Origin of the sequence: Alloalcanivorax sp. C16-1 (assembly GCF_046507805.1) — a bacterium.
GTDB lineage: Bacteria > Pseudomonadota > Gammaproteobacteria > Pseudomonadales > Alcanivoracaceae > Alloalcanivorax.
On the sequence record NZ_JBKFTK010000001.1, the window covers coordinates 367104 to 381629 of the forward strand.

Here is a 14526-nt window from a genome sequence, read left to right on the forward strand (position 1 = left end):
GCAACCGTGCTTCGGAGACCGTCATGACCGAACGACAGCTAACCCCCCTGGACCGCCTGCTCAGCCGGGTGGACAGCGCCCTGCGCACCCTGACGCCGGGCTCCGCCCGCGCCGAGCGCCAGCCCCCCGGGCTCGATCAGGCCCGCGACGAGGGCCCCCTGTCCGACGGCGAACGGCGGCACGTCACCGGGCTGATGCGCATCAACCATACCGGCGAGGTGTGCGCCCAGGGCCTCTACCAGGGCCAGGCCAGTACCGCCACCCTGCCCCATGTGCGCCATGCCATGGAGGAAGCGGCCCGGGAGGAAGAGGATCACCTGGCCTGGTGCGAGGATCGCATCCGCGAACTGGGCGGCGTGCCCAGCCGCCTCAACCCGATTTTCTATGCCATGAGCTACACCCTGGGCGCCGGCGCCGGCCTGGCCGGCGACCGCTGGAGCCTGGGTTTCGTGGCGGAAACGGAGAATCAGGTGGTGCGCCACCTGGAGAATCATATGAGCCGGCTGCCCCTGCGGGACCGCCGCAGCCGGGCCATTCTGGAGCAGATGCGCACCGATGAGCTGAAGCACGCGGTCACCGCCAGCGACGCCGGCGGCGCCCCGCTGCCGCCGCCGGTGCGCGGCGCCATGACGCTGATGAGCAAGGTGATGACCTTCGCCACCTACCGAATCTGAGCCTGTAGCTTGAAGCTTGCGACCACTACATATTGCGGCTGTAGAAGATCTCCAGCATCTCGGTGCGCAGGCGCTCCTTGATGTTGGCCAGGGCGGCCTCGTCGAATTCGTCGCTGCCGGCGCCGAACAGGTAGTTCTCGATGTCGAACTCCTTGAGCAACATCTTGGTGTGGAAGATGTTCTCCTGGTACACGTTTACGTCGATCATCTGATAGGCGTTCTGCGTGCTCTCGGTCAGGAAGTTCTGGATCGAGTTGATGTCGTGGTCGATGTAGTGCTTGGTGCCGTCCACGTCGCGGGTCATGCCGCGCACCCGGTAATCGATGGTGACGATGTCCGAATCGAAGCTGTGGATCAGGTAATTGAGCGCGCGCAGCGGTGAAATCACCCCGCAGGTGGACACGTCCACGTCCACCCGGAAGGTGGAGATGCCATTGTCCGGGTGCGACTCCGGATAGGTATGCACCGTCACGTGGCTCTTGTTCAAGTGCGCCACCACCGAATCCGGCAGCGGCCCCGGCGCTTCCTCGTCCCAGTCCTCATCGGTGGGCGGCGACTCGTGCTCGGCGATCAGCATGGTCACGCTGGCGCCCTGGGGATCGTAATCCTGACGGGCGATATTGAGGATGTTGGCGCCGATGATGCGCGTCACATTGGTGAGAATCTCGGTGAGCCGTTCCGCGTTATAAAGCTCATCGATGTATTCGATGTACTCCTTGCGGTGCTGCTCGGTCTTCGCGTAGGCGATATCGAAGATATTGAAACTCAGGGATTTGGTCAGGTTGTTGAAACCATGGACCGTAATCTTGGGATTGGGATCTTTCACCACGGCGTTTCCCCGTTGACCGTTGCTACCGCGTTAGCGGGACTCGATGGTATAGCTGTGGGTTACCTCGACACCCCCACGGCTGAGCATGATGGTCGCGGAACAGTACTTCTCCGCGGACAAGGACACCGCGCGCTTGACGTGCGCTTCCTTGAGGTTATTGCCGGACACCACGAAGTGCAGGTGAATTTTGGTAAAAACGGCGGGGATCTCGTCCTCGGCGCGTTCCGCGCTGAGTTCGCAACGGCAGGCGCTCACGTCCTGCCGGGCCTTGCCGAGAATGTGCACCACGTCGAAGCTGGAACAACCGCCCAGGCCCATCAGCACGGTTTCCATGGGGCGCGCGCCCCGATTCTGGCCACCGTGGTCCGGAGGACCGTCCATTACGATTGTGTGCCCGCTGCCGGATTCCGCCTGGAAGCAGACATCGCCCTGCCATTCGACCACCGCCTTCATCCGCTCTCTCCTGCTCAAAGCGTCCCGGAATGGCCGCGCAGACTACCACAGAGCGGCGTTTCGCCATAGTCCGACCGCCCGTCCGGGCGGCGTTGAGGACGGTCGGGAGGGGAGACGGGAAGATACAGAGTGTGCACCACATCCCTTGGCAGCCACGTGAAAAAAAGGCAAACTCCTTTAGCTTGAATTGCTACGACTTTTTTCCGGCTTTCGGCCCCAAGCCCTGAAAGCCATCAAGCAGTGCCAAAGCAGAGTTCCCATGAGCGACGGAAATAAGATAATTCCCAATCTGGATCGGTTTCTGGCCAATTGCCACCGCCGTAAATACCCGGCCAAAAGCACGATTATTTACGCCGGCGACGAATCGGACGCCTTATATTACATCCTGAAGGGTTCCGTCACCGTCATGATCGAGGACGACGACGGCCGCGAGATGATCATGGCCTACCTGAACGCCGGGGATTTCTTCGGTGAGATGGGGTTGTTCGAGGCCGAGCCGTCCCGCTCCGCCTGGGTCAAGGCGAAAACCGAGTGCGAGGTGGCCGAGGTCAGCTACGCCAAGTTCCGCCAGCTGACCCGGGAGGACGCCGATATTCTGTTCGCGGTGTCCGCCCAGATCGCCGGTCGCCTGCGCGCCACCACCCGCAAGGTGGGCGACCTGGCGTTCCTGGACGTGACCGGTCGCGTGGCGGGCACCCTGCTGGACCTGTGCAAGCAGCCCGACGCCATGACCCACCCGGACGGCATGCAGATCAAGGTCACCCGCCAGGAGATCGGCCGTATCGTCGGCTGTTCCCGGGAAATGGTGGGCCGGGTCCTCAAGAACCTGGAAGAACAGGGCCTGGTGTCGGTGAAGGGCAAGACCATGGTGGTCTACGGCACACGCTGACGGCGCCCCGCCCCGGCGCTCCACGAAAAAGCCCGCTGACGCGGGCTTTTTCGTTACCGGGGAAGCGACAAGCTAGAAGAACAACGCCGTGAGGGCGGCGCCCGGGTCATCCGCCTTCATGAAGGCCTCACCGACCAGGAAGCCGTTGATGCCGCTGGCACGCATCAGCCGTACGTCCTCACGGCTGTGGATGCCGCTCTCGGTGATCACCAGATGGTCGCCGGGGACCTGCTCGGCCAGGGTCAGCGTCGTGTCCAGGCGGGTCTCGAAGGTTTTCAGATCCCGGTTGTTGATGCCCACCAGCTCGATATTCAGCTTCATGGCGCGCTCCAGCTCCTCCCCGGAATGCACCTCCACCAGCACATCGCAGCCGGCCCGCTGGGCGGCGTGGTAGAGCTCGTCGAGCTGGGCGTCGGACAGCGCCGCCACGATCAGCAGCACCGCGTCCGCGCCCATGGCGCGGCTCTGGAAGATCTGCCAGGGGTCGATCATGAAGTCCTTGCGCAGCACCGGCAGGGTCACCGCGTTGCGGGCGGCGCGCAGGTAGTCCTCGTGCCCCTGGAAGAACTCCTCGTCGGTCAGCACCGACAGGGCGCTGGCGCCGGCGGCCTGATAGCGGCGGGCGATGTCCACCGGGTCGAAATCCTCACGGATCACGCCCTTGCTCGGCGACGCCTTCTTGATCTCGGCGATCACCGCCGGCCGCCGTTCGGCGACACTGCGGTACAGCGCCGCGGCGAACCCCCTGGCCTTGCCCTGGTTCCGCGCCATCGCCTCGAAATCGCCGATCGTATAATGCTGCTGGCCGGCGTGGATCTCCGCCCGTTTGCGTTCAATGATCCGGTCCAGAATCGTTTCACTCATGATGGGCTCTACACCTCCTCTTTGAGGGCGACTGAGAATTGCGCCAGTTCGCGCATGCGTTCCGCTGCCTCGCCATTGTGGACCAGATCCTCCGCCATCCGAACCCCTTCCTCCAGGGTGCGGGTGACGCCGGCCACGTAGATGGCGGCGCCGGCATTGAGCGTGATCATGTCGGCAGCCTTGCCGGCGTGGCGGCCCTGGCGCTTGCCAAAGGCGTCGCGAATCAGTGCCAGGGACGCCTGCGGGTCGGTGACGTCCAGCCCCACCAGGGAATCGGACTCCAGGCCCACGTCTTCCGGCGTCAGGGTGTATTCGTTGACGCCGCCGTCCTTGTACTCGGCCACATGAGTGCGCCCGGCCAGGCTGATCTCGTCCAGGCCGTCCAGGCCGTGCACCACCATCACATGCTCGGCGCCCAGGCGCCCCAGCACCTCGGCCATGGGCCGGCACAGCTTGTCGGAGAACACCCCCACCACCAGGCGCTGCACGCCGGCCGGGTTGGTCATCGGGCCAAGAATATTGAACAGGGTGCGCATGCCCAGCTCCTTGCGCGGGCCGATGGCGTACTTCATGGCGCCATGGTGGGCCGGCGCGAACATGAAGCCCACACCCACGCCGTCCACGCAGCGGGCGATCTCCGCCGGGCTCAGATCGAGACGGATGCCGGCCGCTTCCAGCAGGTCCGAGGAGCCGCTTTTCGAACTCACCGAGCGGTTGCCGTGCTTGGCCACCCGGCAGCCGGCGGCGGCGGCCACGAAGGCGCTGGCGGTGGACACGTTGAACAGGTTGGCGCCGTCACCGCCGGTGCCGACGATGTCCACCAGATGGCGGCGGTTGTCCACCACCACCGGGGTGACCAGCTCGCGCATCACCATGGCGGCGCCGGTGATCTCGTCCAGGGATTCGCTCTTCATGCGCAGGGCCACCAGGAAGCCGCCGATCTGGGCGTCGGTGGCGCCGCCGGTCATGATTTCGCGCATCACGTCCTGCATCTGGTCGGTGGTCAGGTCGATGTGGTCCACCACCGTGGCCAGGGCTTCCTTGATGTTCATGGGCGCTCCCCCTTGAGAAAGTTGTTCAGCAGGTCGTGGCCGTGTTCGGTGAGAATCGATTCCGGATGGTACTGGACGCCTTCCAGGGGCAGCTCCTTGTGGCGCATGCCCATGATCTCGTCCATTTCCCCGTTGTCGTCCAGGGTCCAGGCGGTGATCTCGAAGCAATCCGGCAGGCTGGCCTTGTCCACCACCAGGGAATGGTAGCGGGTGGCCACATAGGGGCTGGGCAGGCCACGGAACACGCCCTGGCCGGTGTGATGCACCGGCGAGGTCTTGCCGTGCATCACGGTGCGGGCCCGTACCACCTTGGCGCCAAACGCCTGCCCCAGGGCCTGGTGGCCCAGGCAGACGCCGAGAATCGGCAGTTTGCCGGCGAAGTGGCGGATGGCGTCCACGGAAATGCCCGCCTCATTGGGGGTGCACGGCCCCGGGGAAATCATCAGCCGGTCGGCGTTGAGCGCTTCCATGCCGGCCAGATCGATGCGGTCATTGCGGTGCACCAGCACCTCCGCGCCCAGCTCCTGGAGGTACTGCACCAGGTTGTAGGTAAAGCTGTCGTAGTTGTCGATCATCAGCACGCGCATTATTTGCCCTCCCCGTTCAGATCGAGCCCGCCCAGGGCCATGTTCACGGCGCGGAACACGGCGCGTGCCTTGTTCATGGTCTCTTTCCACTCCAGGTCCGGCACCGAGTCGGCGACGATGCCGCCGCCGGCCTGCACATAGAGCCGGCCGTCCTTGACCACCGCGGTGCGGATGGCGATGGCCATGTCCATATCGTCGTTGAAGCCGATGTAGCCCACCGCGCCGCCGTAAACGCCGCGTTTGGTGGGTTCCAGTTCGTCGATGATCTCCATGGCGCGGATCTTGGGCGCGCCGCTGAGGGTGCCCGCCGGGAAGGTGGCGGCCAGTACTTCCAGGGGCCCCAGCCCCTTGCGCAGGGTGCCTTCCACATTGGAGACGATATGCATGACGTGGGAGTAGCGCTCGATCTCCATGTTGCCGGTGACGCGCACCTGGCCCGGTTCGGCGACCCGGCCCACGTCGTTGCGGCCCAGGTCGATCAGCATCAGGTGCTCGGCGATCTCCTTGGGATCCGCCAGCAGCTCTTCCTCCAGTTCCTTGTCGCGCTCCGGCGTGGCGCCGCGTTTGCGGGTGCCGGCGATGGGCCGCACCGTGACCTGGTCGTCCTCCACCCGGGTCAGGATCTCCGGCGAGGAGCCGGCGATGTGGAAGTCCTCCAGGTCCAGATAGAACATGTAGGGCGACGGGTTCAGATAGCGCAGCGCCCGATACAGGTCCATGGCCGGCGCCGGGAATTCGCAGCTCATGCGCTGGGCCGGCACCACCTGCATCACGTCACCGGCCAGGATGTACTCGCGGATCGTTTCCACCGCCGCCGCGTGGCGGTCGCGGGGAAACTCGGAGACGAAATCGTTCTCGTCCACCGGCTCGCCGTAGACCTGATGCTCCGGCTCCGGCAGGGGCGCGCGCAGCCGCCGCTCCAGTTCGTCCAGGCGCGCTTCGGCGCGGGCCTCGGCGCCGGCCTCCGCCGGGTCCACGTGCACCACCAGGAACAGGCTGCCGCGCAGGTTATCGAACACCACCACTTCCTCGGAGCGCATCAGCAGGATGTCCGGCACCCCCAGCACGTCTTCCCCCGGCGCCGGTCCCAGCCGCGGCTCGAAATAGCGCACGCTGTCGTAACCGAAATAGCCCACCAGGCCACCGTTGAAGCGTGGCAGATCGGGCAGGTCCGGGGTGCGGTACTGCTGGCGGTACTCCTCGATCCAGGCGATCGGGTCCTCGCAGTGCAGTTCCCGACGCCCGCTCTCGCCCTCGACAATGATATGCTGGCCGGTGATGCGCACCACCTCCCGGGCCGGCAGGCCGATCATCGAGTAGCGCCCCCAGCGCTCGCCGCCCTGCACCGACTCGAACAGGTAGCTGTAGGGCCCGGCGGCCAGTTTGCGATAGGCGGACAGCGGCGTGTCCAGGTCCGCCAGGACTTCGCGCACCACGGGTACGCGGGTAAAGCCCTGACGGGCGGCATCATCGAGATTGCGTGGTGACATGGTGGTCCCCGGTTCTTATTCAGGTGTCGGATTGTAGCGAAAACAAAGGGGCGCCGTTACCGGCGGACGCGCCTCAACGGCACGCGGGGGCGAGCTTCACCATCGCCAGCGGGCGGGGCCGCGGGGGGCGGAAAACAGCAGCGGATTGTGCGGGCGCGACAGAATCACCACGAATCCTCGGGGACGTTCAAGCGAATGAATGGCCGGATTCTAGCCCGCGAGCAACGCAAAAGCCAACCATCAGCCAAGGAGGGAGAACCACCCCATGAGCGTACCTCAACCCTGGACCGCCTGGTTCGACGCCACCCGCGCCGGCGCGCCCCATTGCTTCGCCCAGCTCGCCACCGTGGGCCCGGACGGCGCCCGCTGCCGTACCCTGGCGATGCGCGAACGACACGGCGCCGAGCTGTGGTTCACCACCGACCAGCGCAGCGAGAAGGTCATCGAGCTGCAGCGTCAGGCGCCCCCCCAGGGCCACCCCCACGCGGAGGCCTGCTGGTACGACCTGACCAGCCGCACCCAGTGGCGTTTTCGCGGGCCGGTGCGGTTCCTGCTGCCGGACACCCACCCGCAGGACTGCCAGCGACTGTGGGAAAAACTGGACGACGCCGACCGGGCCCGCTTCCACGGCCCGCCGCCGGGCAGCCTGCACCAGACCGGCCTGCCGCAACCGGGGGACCACATCGCCGAGGATTTTTCCATCCTGGTGCTGCGCGCGGAACACGTGAAGGTGCTGGAACTGGCGGACCTGCCGCATCGGCATTGGTACTACCCCGGGGAGGGGCGGGCCGCGCCGACGCGGTTGATGCCTTAGGGGCAGCTTGCAGCCATCACTTAACCTGCCGCTTCCCCAATTTGCGGGCAAGAGTGCGCCGGTGCATGCCCAGCCGGCGGGCGGTTTCGGAGATGTTAAAACCGGTTTCCGCCAGGGTTTGGTGGATGCGTTCCCATTCCAGGGTTTTGATCGAGGTGGGACGGCCTTCCACCGCCACCTCGGTGCTGCCGTCGGCGCGTTCGAAGGCGGCTTCGATGTCGTCGGTGTTGGACGGTTTGGCCAGATAATGGCAAGCGCCCAGCTTGATCGCCTCCACCGCCGTGGCGATGCTGGCGTAGCCGGTGAGCACCACGATCAGCATGTCCGGATCGTGGTCATGCAGCGCCTGCACACAGGTCAGCCCGGAGGCGTCGCCCTTGAGTTTCAGGTCGACCACCGCGTAACCGGGGCGGTAATCGGTGAGCGTTTCCGTGAGCCCGTCCATGCCCTCCACGCTGCGTACCTGGTACCCGCGCCGCTCGAAGGAGCGGCCCAGGGTGCGTGCCAGGGCGGCATCGTCCTCGACGATCAGCAGCCGCCGGATCTCTTCCGGCGTCTCGGTATCGGCGTTCATCAGGGTTCTCCTTGCTGCGCGTCTTCCAGCATCAACGAATCCAGCGGCAGCGATAAAGTCACCTCGGCGCCGCCCTGGGGCCGGTTGCGGGCTTCCAGCCCGCCGCCCAGGGTACGCGCCACATTGACCACCAGAAACAGGCCCAGGCCGCTGCCCGCCCGACCCTTGGTGGACTGATAGGGGCGCCCCAGCCGCGACAACATGGCGTCGCTGAAGCCCGGGCCGTCGTCGCTCACCGTCAGCACCAGTTCTTCCTCGCGGCGGCGCACCGTCAGCACCACCCGCCGGCGCGATGCCTCCAGGGCGTTGTCGAGCATATTGTGCAGGCTCTGCTTGATGGCCGAGTCGGAGGCGATGTCCACGTCCTCGCCGAACTCATTGTAGTAGGCAAAGTCGCCCACTGGCCGGGTGCGGCGCCATTCGTCGACGATGTCGTTCAGGAAGGCGTGCACCGTGGTTTCCGCCGAGGATTCACCACGCGCCTCGCCGGCGGACAGCAGAATACCGCTGACGATGGATTTGCAGCGCTGCACCTGGGCCTGCATTTCAGCGATCTCCTGATCCAGGTCCGCGTCGCCCTTGAACACCGGCATATGGCGCCAGTCGCCCAGGATCACCGCCAGGGTGGAGAGCGGCGTGCCCAGTTCATGGGCGGCGCCGGAGGCCAGCAGGCCCATGCGCACGATGTGCTCTTCCTCGGCGGCGCGCTGGCGCAGGGCCGCCAACCGCTCGTCCCGTTCGCGCCGGTTGCGGGTGATACGGCTGATAAAGATCACCAGCAGCACCGCATTAAGCACGAAGCAGATCAGCATGCCCTGGATATAGAGGCTGAACGGGCCGCGCTCGTAGTCCGGCGGCAGGGTCAGCGGGCGGCCGGCGAACTCCAGCCACACGAACCCCACGGCGGTGACCAGCACGATCAGCCAGGTGGACCAGGCCTCCAACAGCACCGCCGCCAGCACCACCTGCAACAGATAGAGGAAGATAAAGGGATTGGTGGCGCCGCCGCTCAGGCACAGCTGCAGGGTGAAAGTGATCACATCCACCAGCAGCGCCAGGAACAGCTCGCCGTTGCTGACCTGGCGGCGCACCCACTTCAAGCGCAGCATGCTGAGGCCGTTGAACGCCACCAGGCCGGCCAGCACCGCCAGCATGTAGTACAACGGCAACGCCACCTGGAACACCAGATTGGCCACCAGGATGGTGCCGATCTGGCCGAGCACGGCGATCCAGCGGAGCTGGATCAGTTGCTGCATGTTCTTGCGGCCGGTGGCGTCGAGCTCAGTGGGTACCGGTGCGGTCATGGCGTGTGTCTCCCCGGGGCGCGGGCCGGAATTCGTGACGCGCCACGAACAGCGCGCCGGCGGCCACCATCAGGGCGAGCATATACCAGGTGACGGCATAGACCAGGTGATTGTTGTGAAACTCGACCACCGTGAGGCCGGGCACCGGCCCGGCGGCGGGCGCCGCCTGCGGATCGCCGGTGACGTCGACGAAGTACGGCGCCACCCCGGCCAGCCCGCGGGCGGCGGCGATGGCGTCCAGGTCCCGGGAGTACCAGCGGTCCGCCTGGGGGTCGTTGTCGCGCAGAAAGCCGCCGCCGGGCTGGCTCAGGCGCAACAGGCCGGTCACCGACACCGACCCGTCAGGGCGCGCGTAGTCCGCGTCCCGGCCGGCCACGAAGCCGCGATTGATCAGCACCATGCTGCCGTCGTCGCGGGCCAGCGGCGTCATCACCCAGTAGCCGCCGCCCAGCCGGGTGGTGGCCTGCACCAGGGTGTCGCGGTCGTGCAGATAATGGCCTTGCAGACGCACCGGGCGGTATTCGTCCCGGTCTTGGTTGAGGGAGGGCCAGTCCGCCGCGCGGGGGGCGGGCAGCGGATCGGCGTGGACCCGCTCATCGACGCGCTGGATCAGGTCCAGCTTCCAGGCGCGCCGCTCCACCTGCCAGTGGCCCAGGGCCAGAAAGCCCAGAAAAGCGCCCAGTGCCAGCAGCCCCCACAGCAGGCGGGCGATCTGGCGGCGGGCGCTCACCGGCGCGGTGGCCGAGCGGGACATGCGCTTACAGGTACTCCTTCATCAACCCGGGCATCATGTTCACGTTCAGGTGGTACATCACCCACAGTGAACCGGCCAGGGCGATGAACACGATCACCGCCGTGAAGATCAGGGCGAGCATGTTCCAGCCGCCCTCGGAGTGAAAGTTCATGTGCAGGAAGTAGATCATGTGCACCACGATCTGCACCGCGGCGAAGCCCAGGATCACCAGCGCGGTCATGCCGGAATCCTGGATCACTCCGGCCATCACCAGCCAGAACGGAATGGCGGTGAGGATCACCGACAGCACGAAGCCGGTCATGTAGCCCTTGAAGGTGCTGTGCGGCGCGTCGTCGTGATGATCGTGGCCGTGCGGGTCGTGAGCGTGATCGGACTGGCTCATGGCAGCACTCCCATCAGGTAAACGAAGGTGAAAACGCCGATCCAGACCACGTCCAGGAAGTGCCAGAACATGGACAGGCAGAACAGCCGGCGGCGGTTCTCGGCGATCAGGCCGTGCTTCTTGAGCTGGAACAGCAGGGTCACCAGCCACACGATGCCGAACAGCACGTGCAGACCGTGGGTGCCGACCAGGGCGAAGAACGAGCTCAGGAAGGCGCTGCGGCCGGGGCCCGCGTCCTCGGTGATCAGGTGATGGAATTCGTACAGTTCCAGGCCCAGGAAGCCGGCGCCCAGCAGGCCGGTGATCGCCAGCCACACCATCACGCCGCCGAGCTTGCCCATCTGCATGCGCAGCATGGCGAAGCCGTAGGTGATCGAGGACAGCAGCAGCAGGGTGGTGTTCATCGCCACCAGCGGCAGGTCGAACAACTCCTCGCCGGTGGGGCCGTGGGCGTAGGCACGGCCGAGCACCCCGTAGGTGGCGAACAGACTGGCGAAGATCAGGCAGTCGCTCATCAGGTAGATCCAGAAACCCAGCAGCGTGCCGGTCTCCGGGTGGTGCTCGGTGGTCTCGTGGAATTGCAGGCGCTGCCCGTCTTCCGCGCTACCGGCCAGGGTGTCGTGGGTGATCTCAGACATGGTTGGCAAGCATCCGTGTACGTTCCGCCTCGATCCCGGCCACTTCGTCGGCGGGGATGTGATAGTCGCGGTCATAGTTGAAGGTATGGCCGATGGCCACCGCCAGCAGGGCGAAGAAGCTCACGCCCACCAGCAGCCACATGTGCCAGATCAATGCGAAGCCCAGCACCATGCTGATGCCCGCCAGAATGATGCCGGCGCCGGTGTTCTTGGGCATGTGGATCGGCAGGAAGCCGCTTTCAGGGCGTTGATATCCCTGTTCCTTCATCTGCCACCAGGCATCCAGATCGTGCACGCGCGGCGTGAACGCGAAGTTGTAGTACGGCGGCGGCGAGGAGGTGGACCACTCCAGGGTGCGGCCATGCCACGGATCACCGCTGTCGTCGCGCAGCTCGTCGCGGCGGCGGTAGCTGACGTACAGCTGGATCAGGAAGCTGGCGATGCCGATGGCGATCAACACCGCGCCGAAGGCGGCGATCACGAACCAGATCTGCAGGGACGGATCGTCGAACTTGTTCATGCGGCGGGTCACGCCCATCAGGCCCAGCACATACAGCGGCATGAAGGCGAAATAGAAGCCGATGGTCCAGAACCAGAACGACATCTTGCCCCAGAACGGATCCAGCTTGTAACCGAACGCTTTCGGGTACCAGTAGGTGATGCCGGCGAACAGGCCGAACAGCACGCCACCGATGATCACGTTATGGAAGTGCGCCACCAGGAACAGGCTGTTGTGCAGCACGAAGTCCGCCGGCGGCACCGCCAGCAGCACGCCGGTCATGCCACCGATCACGAAGGTGATGATGAAGCCCACCGTCCACAGCATCGGCACGTCGAACTCGATGCGGCCGCGGTACATGGTGAACAGCCAGTTGAACACCTTGGCCCCGGTGGGGATCGAGATGATCATGGTGGTGATGCCGAAGAACGAGTTCACCGTCGGCCCGGAGCCCATGGTGAAGAAGTGGTGCAGCCATACCAGGTACGACAGCACCGTGATCACCACCGTGGCATAGACCATGGACGCATAACCGAACAGGCGCTTGCGCGAGAAGGTGGAGACCACTTCGGAGAAGATACCGAACGCCGGCAGAATCAGGATGTACACCTCCGGGTGACCCCAGATCCAGATCAGGTTGATGTACATCATCACGTTGCCACCCAGATCGGTGGTGAAGAACGCGAAGTCGGCGTAGCGGTCCAGCGCCAGCAGCGCCAGTACCGCGGTCAGTACCGGGAAGGCGGCAACGATCAGCACGTTGGTGCACAGCGCGGTCCAGGTGAACACCGGCATGCGCATCAGGGACATGCCCGGGGCCCGCATCTTGACGATGGTGACCAGCAGGTTGACCCCCGATAGCAGTGTCCCCACCCCGGCGATCTGTAGCGCCCATATGTAATAGTCCACCCCTACCCCGGGACTTTTTATGATCCCCGATAGCGGTGGATAGGCCAGCCAGCCGGTCTTGGCGAATTCGCCGATGAACAGCGACACCATCACCAGCACGGCGCCGGCGGTGGTCATCCAGAAGCTGAAGTTGTTGAGGAACGGGAAGGCCACGTCGCGGGCGCCGATCTGCAGCGGCACCACGTAGTTCATGACGCCGGTGATCAGCGGCATGGCGACGAAGAAGATCATGATCACGCCGTGGGCGGTGAAGATCTGGTCGTAGTGTTCCGGCGGCAGATACCCCTCCGAACCACCGAACGCCCAGGCCTGCTGGATGCGCATCATGATGGCGTCGGCGAAGCCGCGCAGCAGCATCACCAGACCCAGCACCATGTACATGATGCCGATCTTCTTGTGGTCGATGCTGGTGAACCACTCATGCCACAGGTAACCCCAGGCCTTCTTGTAGGTGATGAAGCCCAGCACCGCGGTGCCACCGATGGCGACCATGATGAAGGTGCCGATCAGGATGGGATCGTGTAACGGGATCGACTCCCAGGAGAGGCGACCGAAGATCAGCTTTGTCAGGTCCAATTCAGACATCTCTTATCCGACGCTGGCAGCGTTTACTGATTGAGGGACCGACGGTCGCTGTCGTCGGCCATGGTCAGGTCCAGAAGTTCGCGAAGCTCGTTGTCCTCGCGGCGCGCCTTGCGATCGCGGGGATCGCCGGCGATGCACATGGGCATGCCCAGTTCCGTGAAGGCCATCATCTCGTCCATGCACACATCGCCCTCGTTCAGACACCGGTTGAGGATGTCGTGATAGAGGTTGTCATCGGCGCTGGCGTAGTAGGTCACCGGGTGGTTCTCGCTGGGTTGCTCCAGCTGCCGGTACTCGCCGCGGCTGAGCGCCTCGCCGCTGCTTTTCACCTTGGCCACCCAGGCGTCGAAGTCGGCGTCGCTGAGACCGTGGAACTTGAAGCGCATCTGCGAGAAGCCGGCGCCGCTGTAGTTGGCGGAGAAGCCGTCGTAGACGCCGGGCTCGTTGATCACCGCGTGCAGCTTGGTCTCCATGCCGGCCATGGAATAGATCTGGCCGGCCAGGGCCGGGATGAAGAACGAGTTCATCACCCGGTCGGAGGTGATCTTGAAGCGGATCGGCTGGTCCACCGGCGCCGCCAGCTCATTGACCGTGGCGATGCCCTGCTCGGGGTAGAAGAACAGCCATTTCCAATCCAGGGACACCACCTCGATGACCAGCGGCTCCACGCCCTCGGGCAGCGGGCGCCCGGCGTCGATGCGCTCCAGCGGCCGGTAGGGGTCCAGCTTGTGGGTGCTCACCCAGGTCATGGCGCCCAGGGCGATGATGATCAGCAGGGGCGCGCCCCAAATCACCAGCTCCAGCACCGTGGAGTGATCCCAGTCGGGCTTGTAGGTGGCATTGTTGCCGGCCCGGTAGCGGATCGCGAACACCAGCGTCAGGATGATTACCGGCACGATCACCAGCAACATCAGGAAGGTGGACCAGAGAATCAGGTCGCGCTGCTGGGCGGCAATATCACCGGACGGCGACATCAGCACCATATCGCAGCCGCTCAGCAGAACGGCGGCGGCGACGAGAGGGACGAAACGAAAAAAGTTGTGTAGTCGCATTACCGGATCAAACAGAGGTGGCCCAGGGTGCGACGCACTGTACCCGCCGGGGAGGGTGGCGAAAATTGGACATTTTGTCCCATGGCGAAGGCTCGCGCTTCCGGGCATCCTTCGCCCACGCGATAGTACGGCGCACCGGTTTAAAGGAGTGGATTTCCTTCGCCGCCGGGGCCAGCA

The 14526-nt window shown here is 65.0% G+C and carries 16 protein-coding genes; 3 read left to right on the forward strand and 13 right to left on the reverse strand.

From position 1 onward, the window contains the following. Nucleotides 1-23 precede the first annotated feature (23 nt). Complete coding sequence (gene coq7 / locus ACLD0W_RS01810; protein ID WP_410305807.1) at nucleotides 24-674, forward strand: 2-polyprenyl-3-methyl-6-methoxy-1,4-benzoquinone monooxygenase; 651 nt, start codon at nucleotides 24-26, stop codon at nucleotides 672-674. Between the two features lie 25 nt (nucleotides 675-699). Here coq7 and speD read toward each other — a convergent pair whose 3' ends face one another. Further along, entirely contained in the window at nucleotides 700-1503 is an 804-nt protein-coding gene (gene speD, locus ACLD0W_RS01815) for an adenosylmethionine decarboxylase (protein ID WP_138772952.1), read from the reverse strand. A 30-nt stretch (nucleotides 1504-1533) separates the two neighbouring features. After that, a complete protein-coding gene (locus ACLD0W_RS01820; protein WP_410305808.1) occupies nucleotides 1534-1956 on the reverse strand; it encodes an OsmC family protein in 423 nt (140 codons plus the stop codon). 259 nt (nucleotides 1957-2215) lie between these two features. On the opposite strand from ACLD0W_RS01820, the gene crp reads away from it, so the two are divergent. Next, nucleotides 2216-2845, forward strand: a complete 630-nt coding sequence (gene crp / locus ACLD0W_RS01825) for a cAMP-activated global transcriptional regulator CRP (protein ID WP_138772954.1) — start codon at nucleotides 2216-2218, stop codon at nucleotides 2843-2845. Between the two features lie 72 nt (nucleotides 2846-2917). Here crp and trpC read toward each other — a convergent pair whose 3' ends face one another. Genes trpC through trpE form a run of 4 tightly spaced genes read right to left on the reverse strand, consistent with a single transcriptional unit; the run spans nucleotide 2918 to nucleotide 6838 of the window. Next, nucleotides 2918-3712, reverse strand: coding sequence for an indole-3-glycerol phosphate synthase TrpC (gene trpC, locus ACLD0W_RS01830; RefSeq protein WP_410306795.1), 795 nt, complete (start codon nucleotides 3710-3712; stop codon nucleotides 2918-2920). Nucleotides 3713-3717: 5 nt separating this feature from the next. Beyond that, on the reverse strand, nucleotides 3718-4761 hold the full coding sequence (gene trpD / locus ACLD0W_RS01835; protein ID WP_410305809.1) for an anthranilate phosphoribosyltransferase: 1044 nt from the start codon (nucleotides 4759-4761) through the stop codon (nucleotides 3718-3720). Beyond that, nucleotides 4758-5348, reverse strand: a complete 591-nt coding sequence (locus ACLD0W_RS01840; RefSeq protein WP_410305810.1) for an anthranilate synthase component II — start codon at nucleotides 5346-5348, stop codon at nucleotides 4758-4760. The genes trpD and ACLD0W_RS01840 overlap by 4 nt, the downstream gene beginning before the upstream one ends. Then, complete coding sequence (trpE, locus tag ACLD0W_RS01845) at nucleotides 5348-6838, reverse strand: anthranilate synthase component I (protein WP_410305811.1); 1491 nt, start codon at nucleotides 6836-6838, stop codon at nucleotides 5348-5350. The genes ACLD0W_RS01840 and trpE overlap by 1 nt, the downstream gene beginning before the upstream one ends. 265 nt (nucleotides 6839-7103) lie before the next feature. Here trpE and ACLD0W_RS01850 point away from each other — a divergent pair, with 265 nt between their 5' ends. Next, a complete protein-coding gene (locus tag ACLD0W_RS01850; protein WP_410305812.1) occupies nucleotides 7104-7652 on the forward strand; it encodes a hypothetical protein in 549 nt (182 codons plus the stop codon). A 16-nt stretch (nucleotides 7653-7668) separates the two neighbouring features. Here ACLD0W_RS01850 and ACLD0W_RS01855 read toward each other — a convergent pair whose 3' ends face one another. From ACLD0W_RS01855 to cyoA, 7 genes are read right to left on the reverse strand one after another with little or no spacing between them, the layout of a single operon-like run. Continuing rightward, nucleotides 7669-8226: a response regulator transcription factor gene (locus ACLD0W_RS01855; RefSeq protein WP_410305813.1), complete on the reverse strand. Its 558-nt coding sequence runs from the start codon at nucleotides 8224-8226 to the stop codon at nucleotides 7669-7671. After that, nucleotides 8226-9530: an ATP-binding protein gene (locus tag ACLD0W_RS01860; protein ID WP_410305814.1), complete on the reverse strand. Its 1305-nt coding sequence runs from the start codon at nucleotides 9528-9530 to the stop codon at nucleotides 8226-8228. Before ACLD0W_RS01860 ends, ACLD0W_RS01855 begins: the two co-directional genes overlap by 1 nt. Further along, on the reverse strand, nucleotides 9508-10284 hold the full coding sequence (locus tag ACLD0W_RS01865; protein WP_410305815.1) for an SURF1 family protein: 777 nt from the start codon (nucleotides 10282-10284) through the stop codon (nucleotides 9508-9510). Before ACLD0W_RS01865 ends, ACLD0W_RS01860 begins: the two co-directional genes overlap by 23 nt. A 4-nt stretch (nucleotides 10285-10288) precedes the next feature. Next, nucleotides 10289-10666, reverse strand: a complete 378-nt coding sequence (cyoD, locus tag ACLD0W_RS01870) for a cytochrome o ubiquinol oxidase subunit IV (RefSeq protein WP_204431178.1) — start codon at nucleotides 10664-10666, stop codon at nucleotides 10289-10291. Beyond that, on the reverse strand, nucleotides 10663-11304 hold the full coding sequence (gene cyoC / locus ACLD0W_RS01875) for a cytochrome o ubiquinol oxidase subunit III (protein WP_410305816.1): 642 nt from the start codon (nucleotides 11302-11304) through the stop codon (nucleotides 10663-10665). Before cyoC ends, cyoD begins: the two co-directional genes overlap by 4 nt. Then, entirely contained in the window at nucleotides 11297-13297 is a 2001-nt protein-coding gene (gene cyoB, locus ACLD0W_RS01880; protein WP_410305817.1) for a cytochrome o ubiquinol oxidase subunit I, read from the reverse strand. The genes cyoC and cyoB overlap by 8 nt, the downstream gene beginning before the upstream one ends. A gap of 23 nt (nucleotides 13298-13320) precedes the next feature. Then, on the reverse strand, nucleotides 13321-14349 hold the full coding sequence (gene cyoA / locus ACLD0W_RS01885; RefSeq protein ID WP_410305818.1) for a ubiquinol oxidase subunit II: 1029 nt from the start codon (nucleotides 14347-14349) through the stop codon (nucleotides 13321-13323). Between the last annotated feature and the right edge of the window lie 177 nt (nucleotides 14350-14526).

Excerpts from the sequence above, each read along its gene's own strand:
- cyoD (WP_204431178.1), bottom strand. The coding sequence starts at position 10,666 with ATGAGCCAGTCCGATCACGCTCACGACCCGCACGGCCACGATCATCAC.
- coq7 (WP_410305807.1), top strand. The coding sequence starts at position 24 with ATGACCGAACGACAGCTAACCCCCCTGGACCGCCTGCTCAGCCGGGTG.
- ACLD0W_RS01820 (WP_410305808.1), bottom strand. The coding sequence starts at position 1,956 with ATGAAGGCGGTGGTCGAATGGCAGGGCGATGTCTGCTTCCAGGCGGAA.
- cyoB (WP_410305817.1), bottom strand. The coding sequence starts at position 13,297 with ATGTCTGAATTGGACCTGACAAAGCTGATCTTCGGTCGCCTCTCCTGG.
- ACLD0W_RS01855 (WP_410305813.1), bottom strand. The coding sequence starts at position 8,226 with ATGAACGCCGATACCGAGACGCCGGAAGAGATCCGGCGGCTGCTGATC.
- trpD (WP_410305809.1), bottom strand. The coding sequence starts at position 4,761 with ATGAACATCAAGGAAGCCCTGGCCACGGTGGTGGACCACATCGACCTG.
- cyoC (WP_410305816.1), bottom strand. The coding sequence starts at position 11,304 with ATGTCTGAGATCACCCACGACACCCTGGCCGGTAGCGCGGAAGACGGG.
- cyoA (WP_410305818.1), bottom strand. The coding sequence starts at position 14,349 with ATGCGACTACACAACTTTTTTCGTTTCGTCCCTCTCGTCGCCGCCGCC.
- ACLD0W_RS01865 (WP_410305815.1), bottom strand. The coding sequence starts at position 10,284 with ATGTCCCGCTCGGCCACCGCGCCGGTGAGCGCCCGCCGCCAGATCGCC.
- ACLD0W_RS01850 (WP_410305812.1), top strand. The coding sequence starts at position 7,104 with ATGAGCGTACCTCAACCCTGGACCGCCTGGTTCGACGCCACCCGCGCC.
- trpE (WP_410305811.1), bottom strand. The coding sequence starts at position 6,838 with ATGTCACCACGCAATCTCGATGATGCCGCCCGTCAGGGCTTTACCCGC.
- ACLD0W_RS01860 (WP_410305814.1), bottom strand. The coding sequence starts at position 9,530 with ATGACCGCACCGGTACCCACTGAGCTCGACGCCACCGGCCGCAAGAAC.
- crp (WP_138772954.1), top strand. The coding sequence starts at position 2,216 with ATGAGCGACGGAAATAAGATAATTCCCAATCTGGATCGGTTTCTGGCC.
- ACLD0W_RS01840 (WP_410305810.1), bottom strand. The coding sequence starts at position 5,348 with ATGCGCGTGCTGATGATCGACAACTACGACAGCTTTACCTACAACCTG.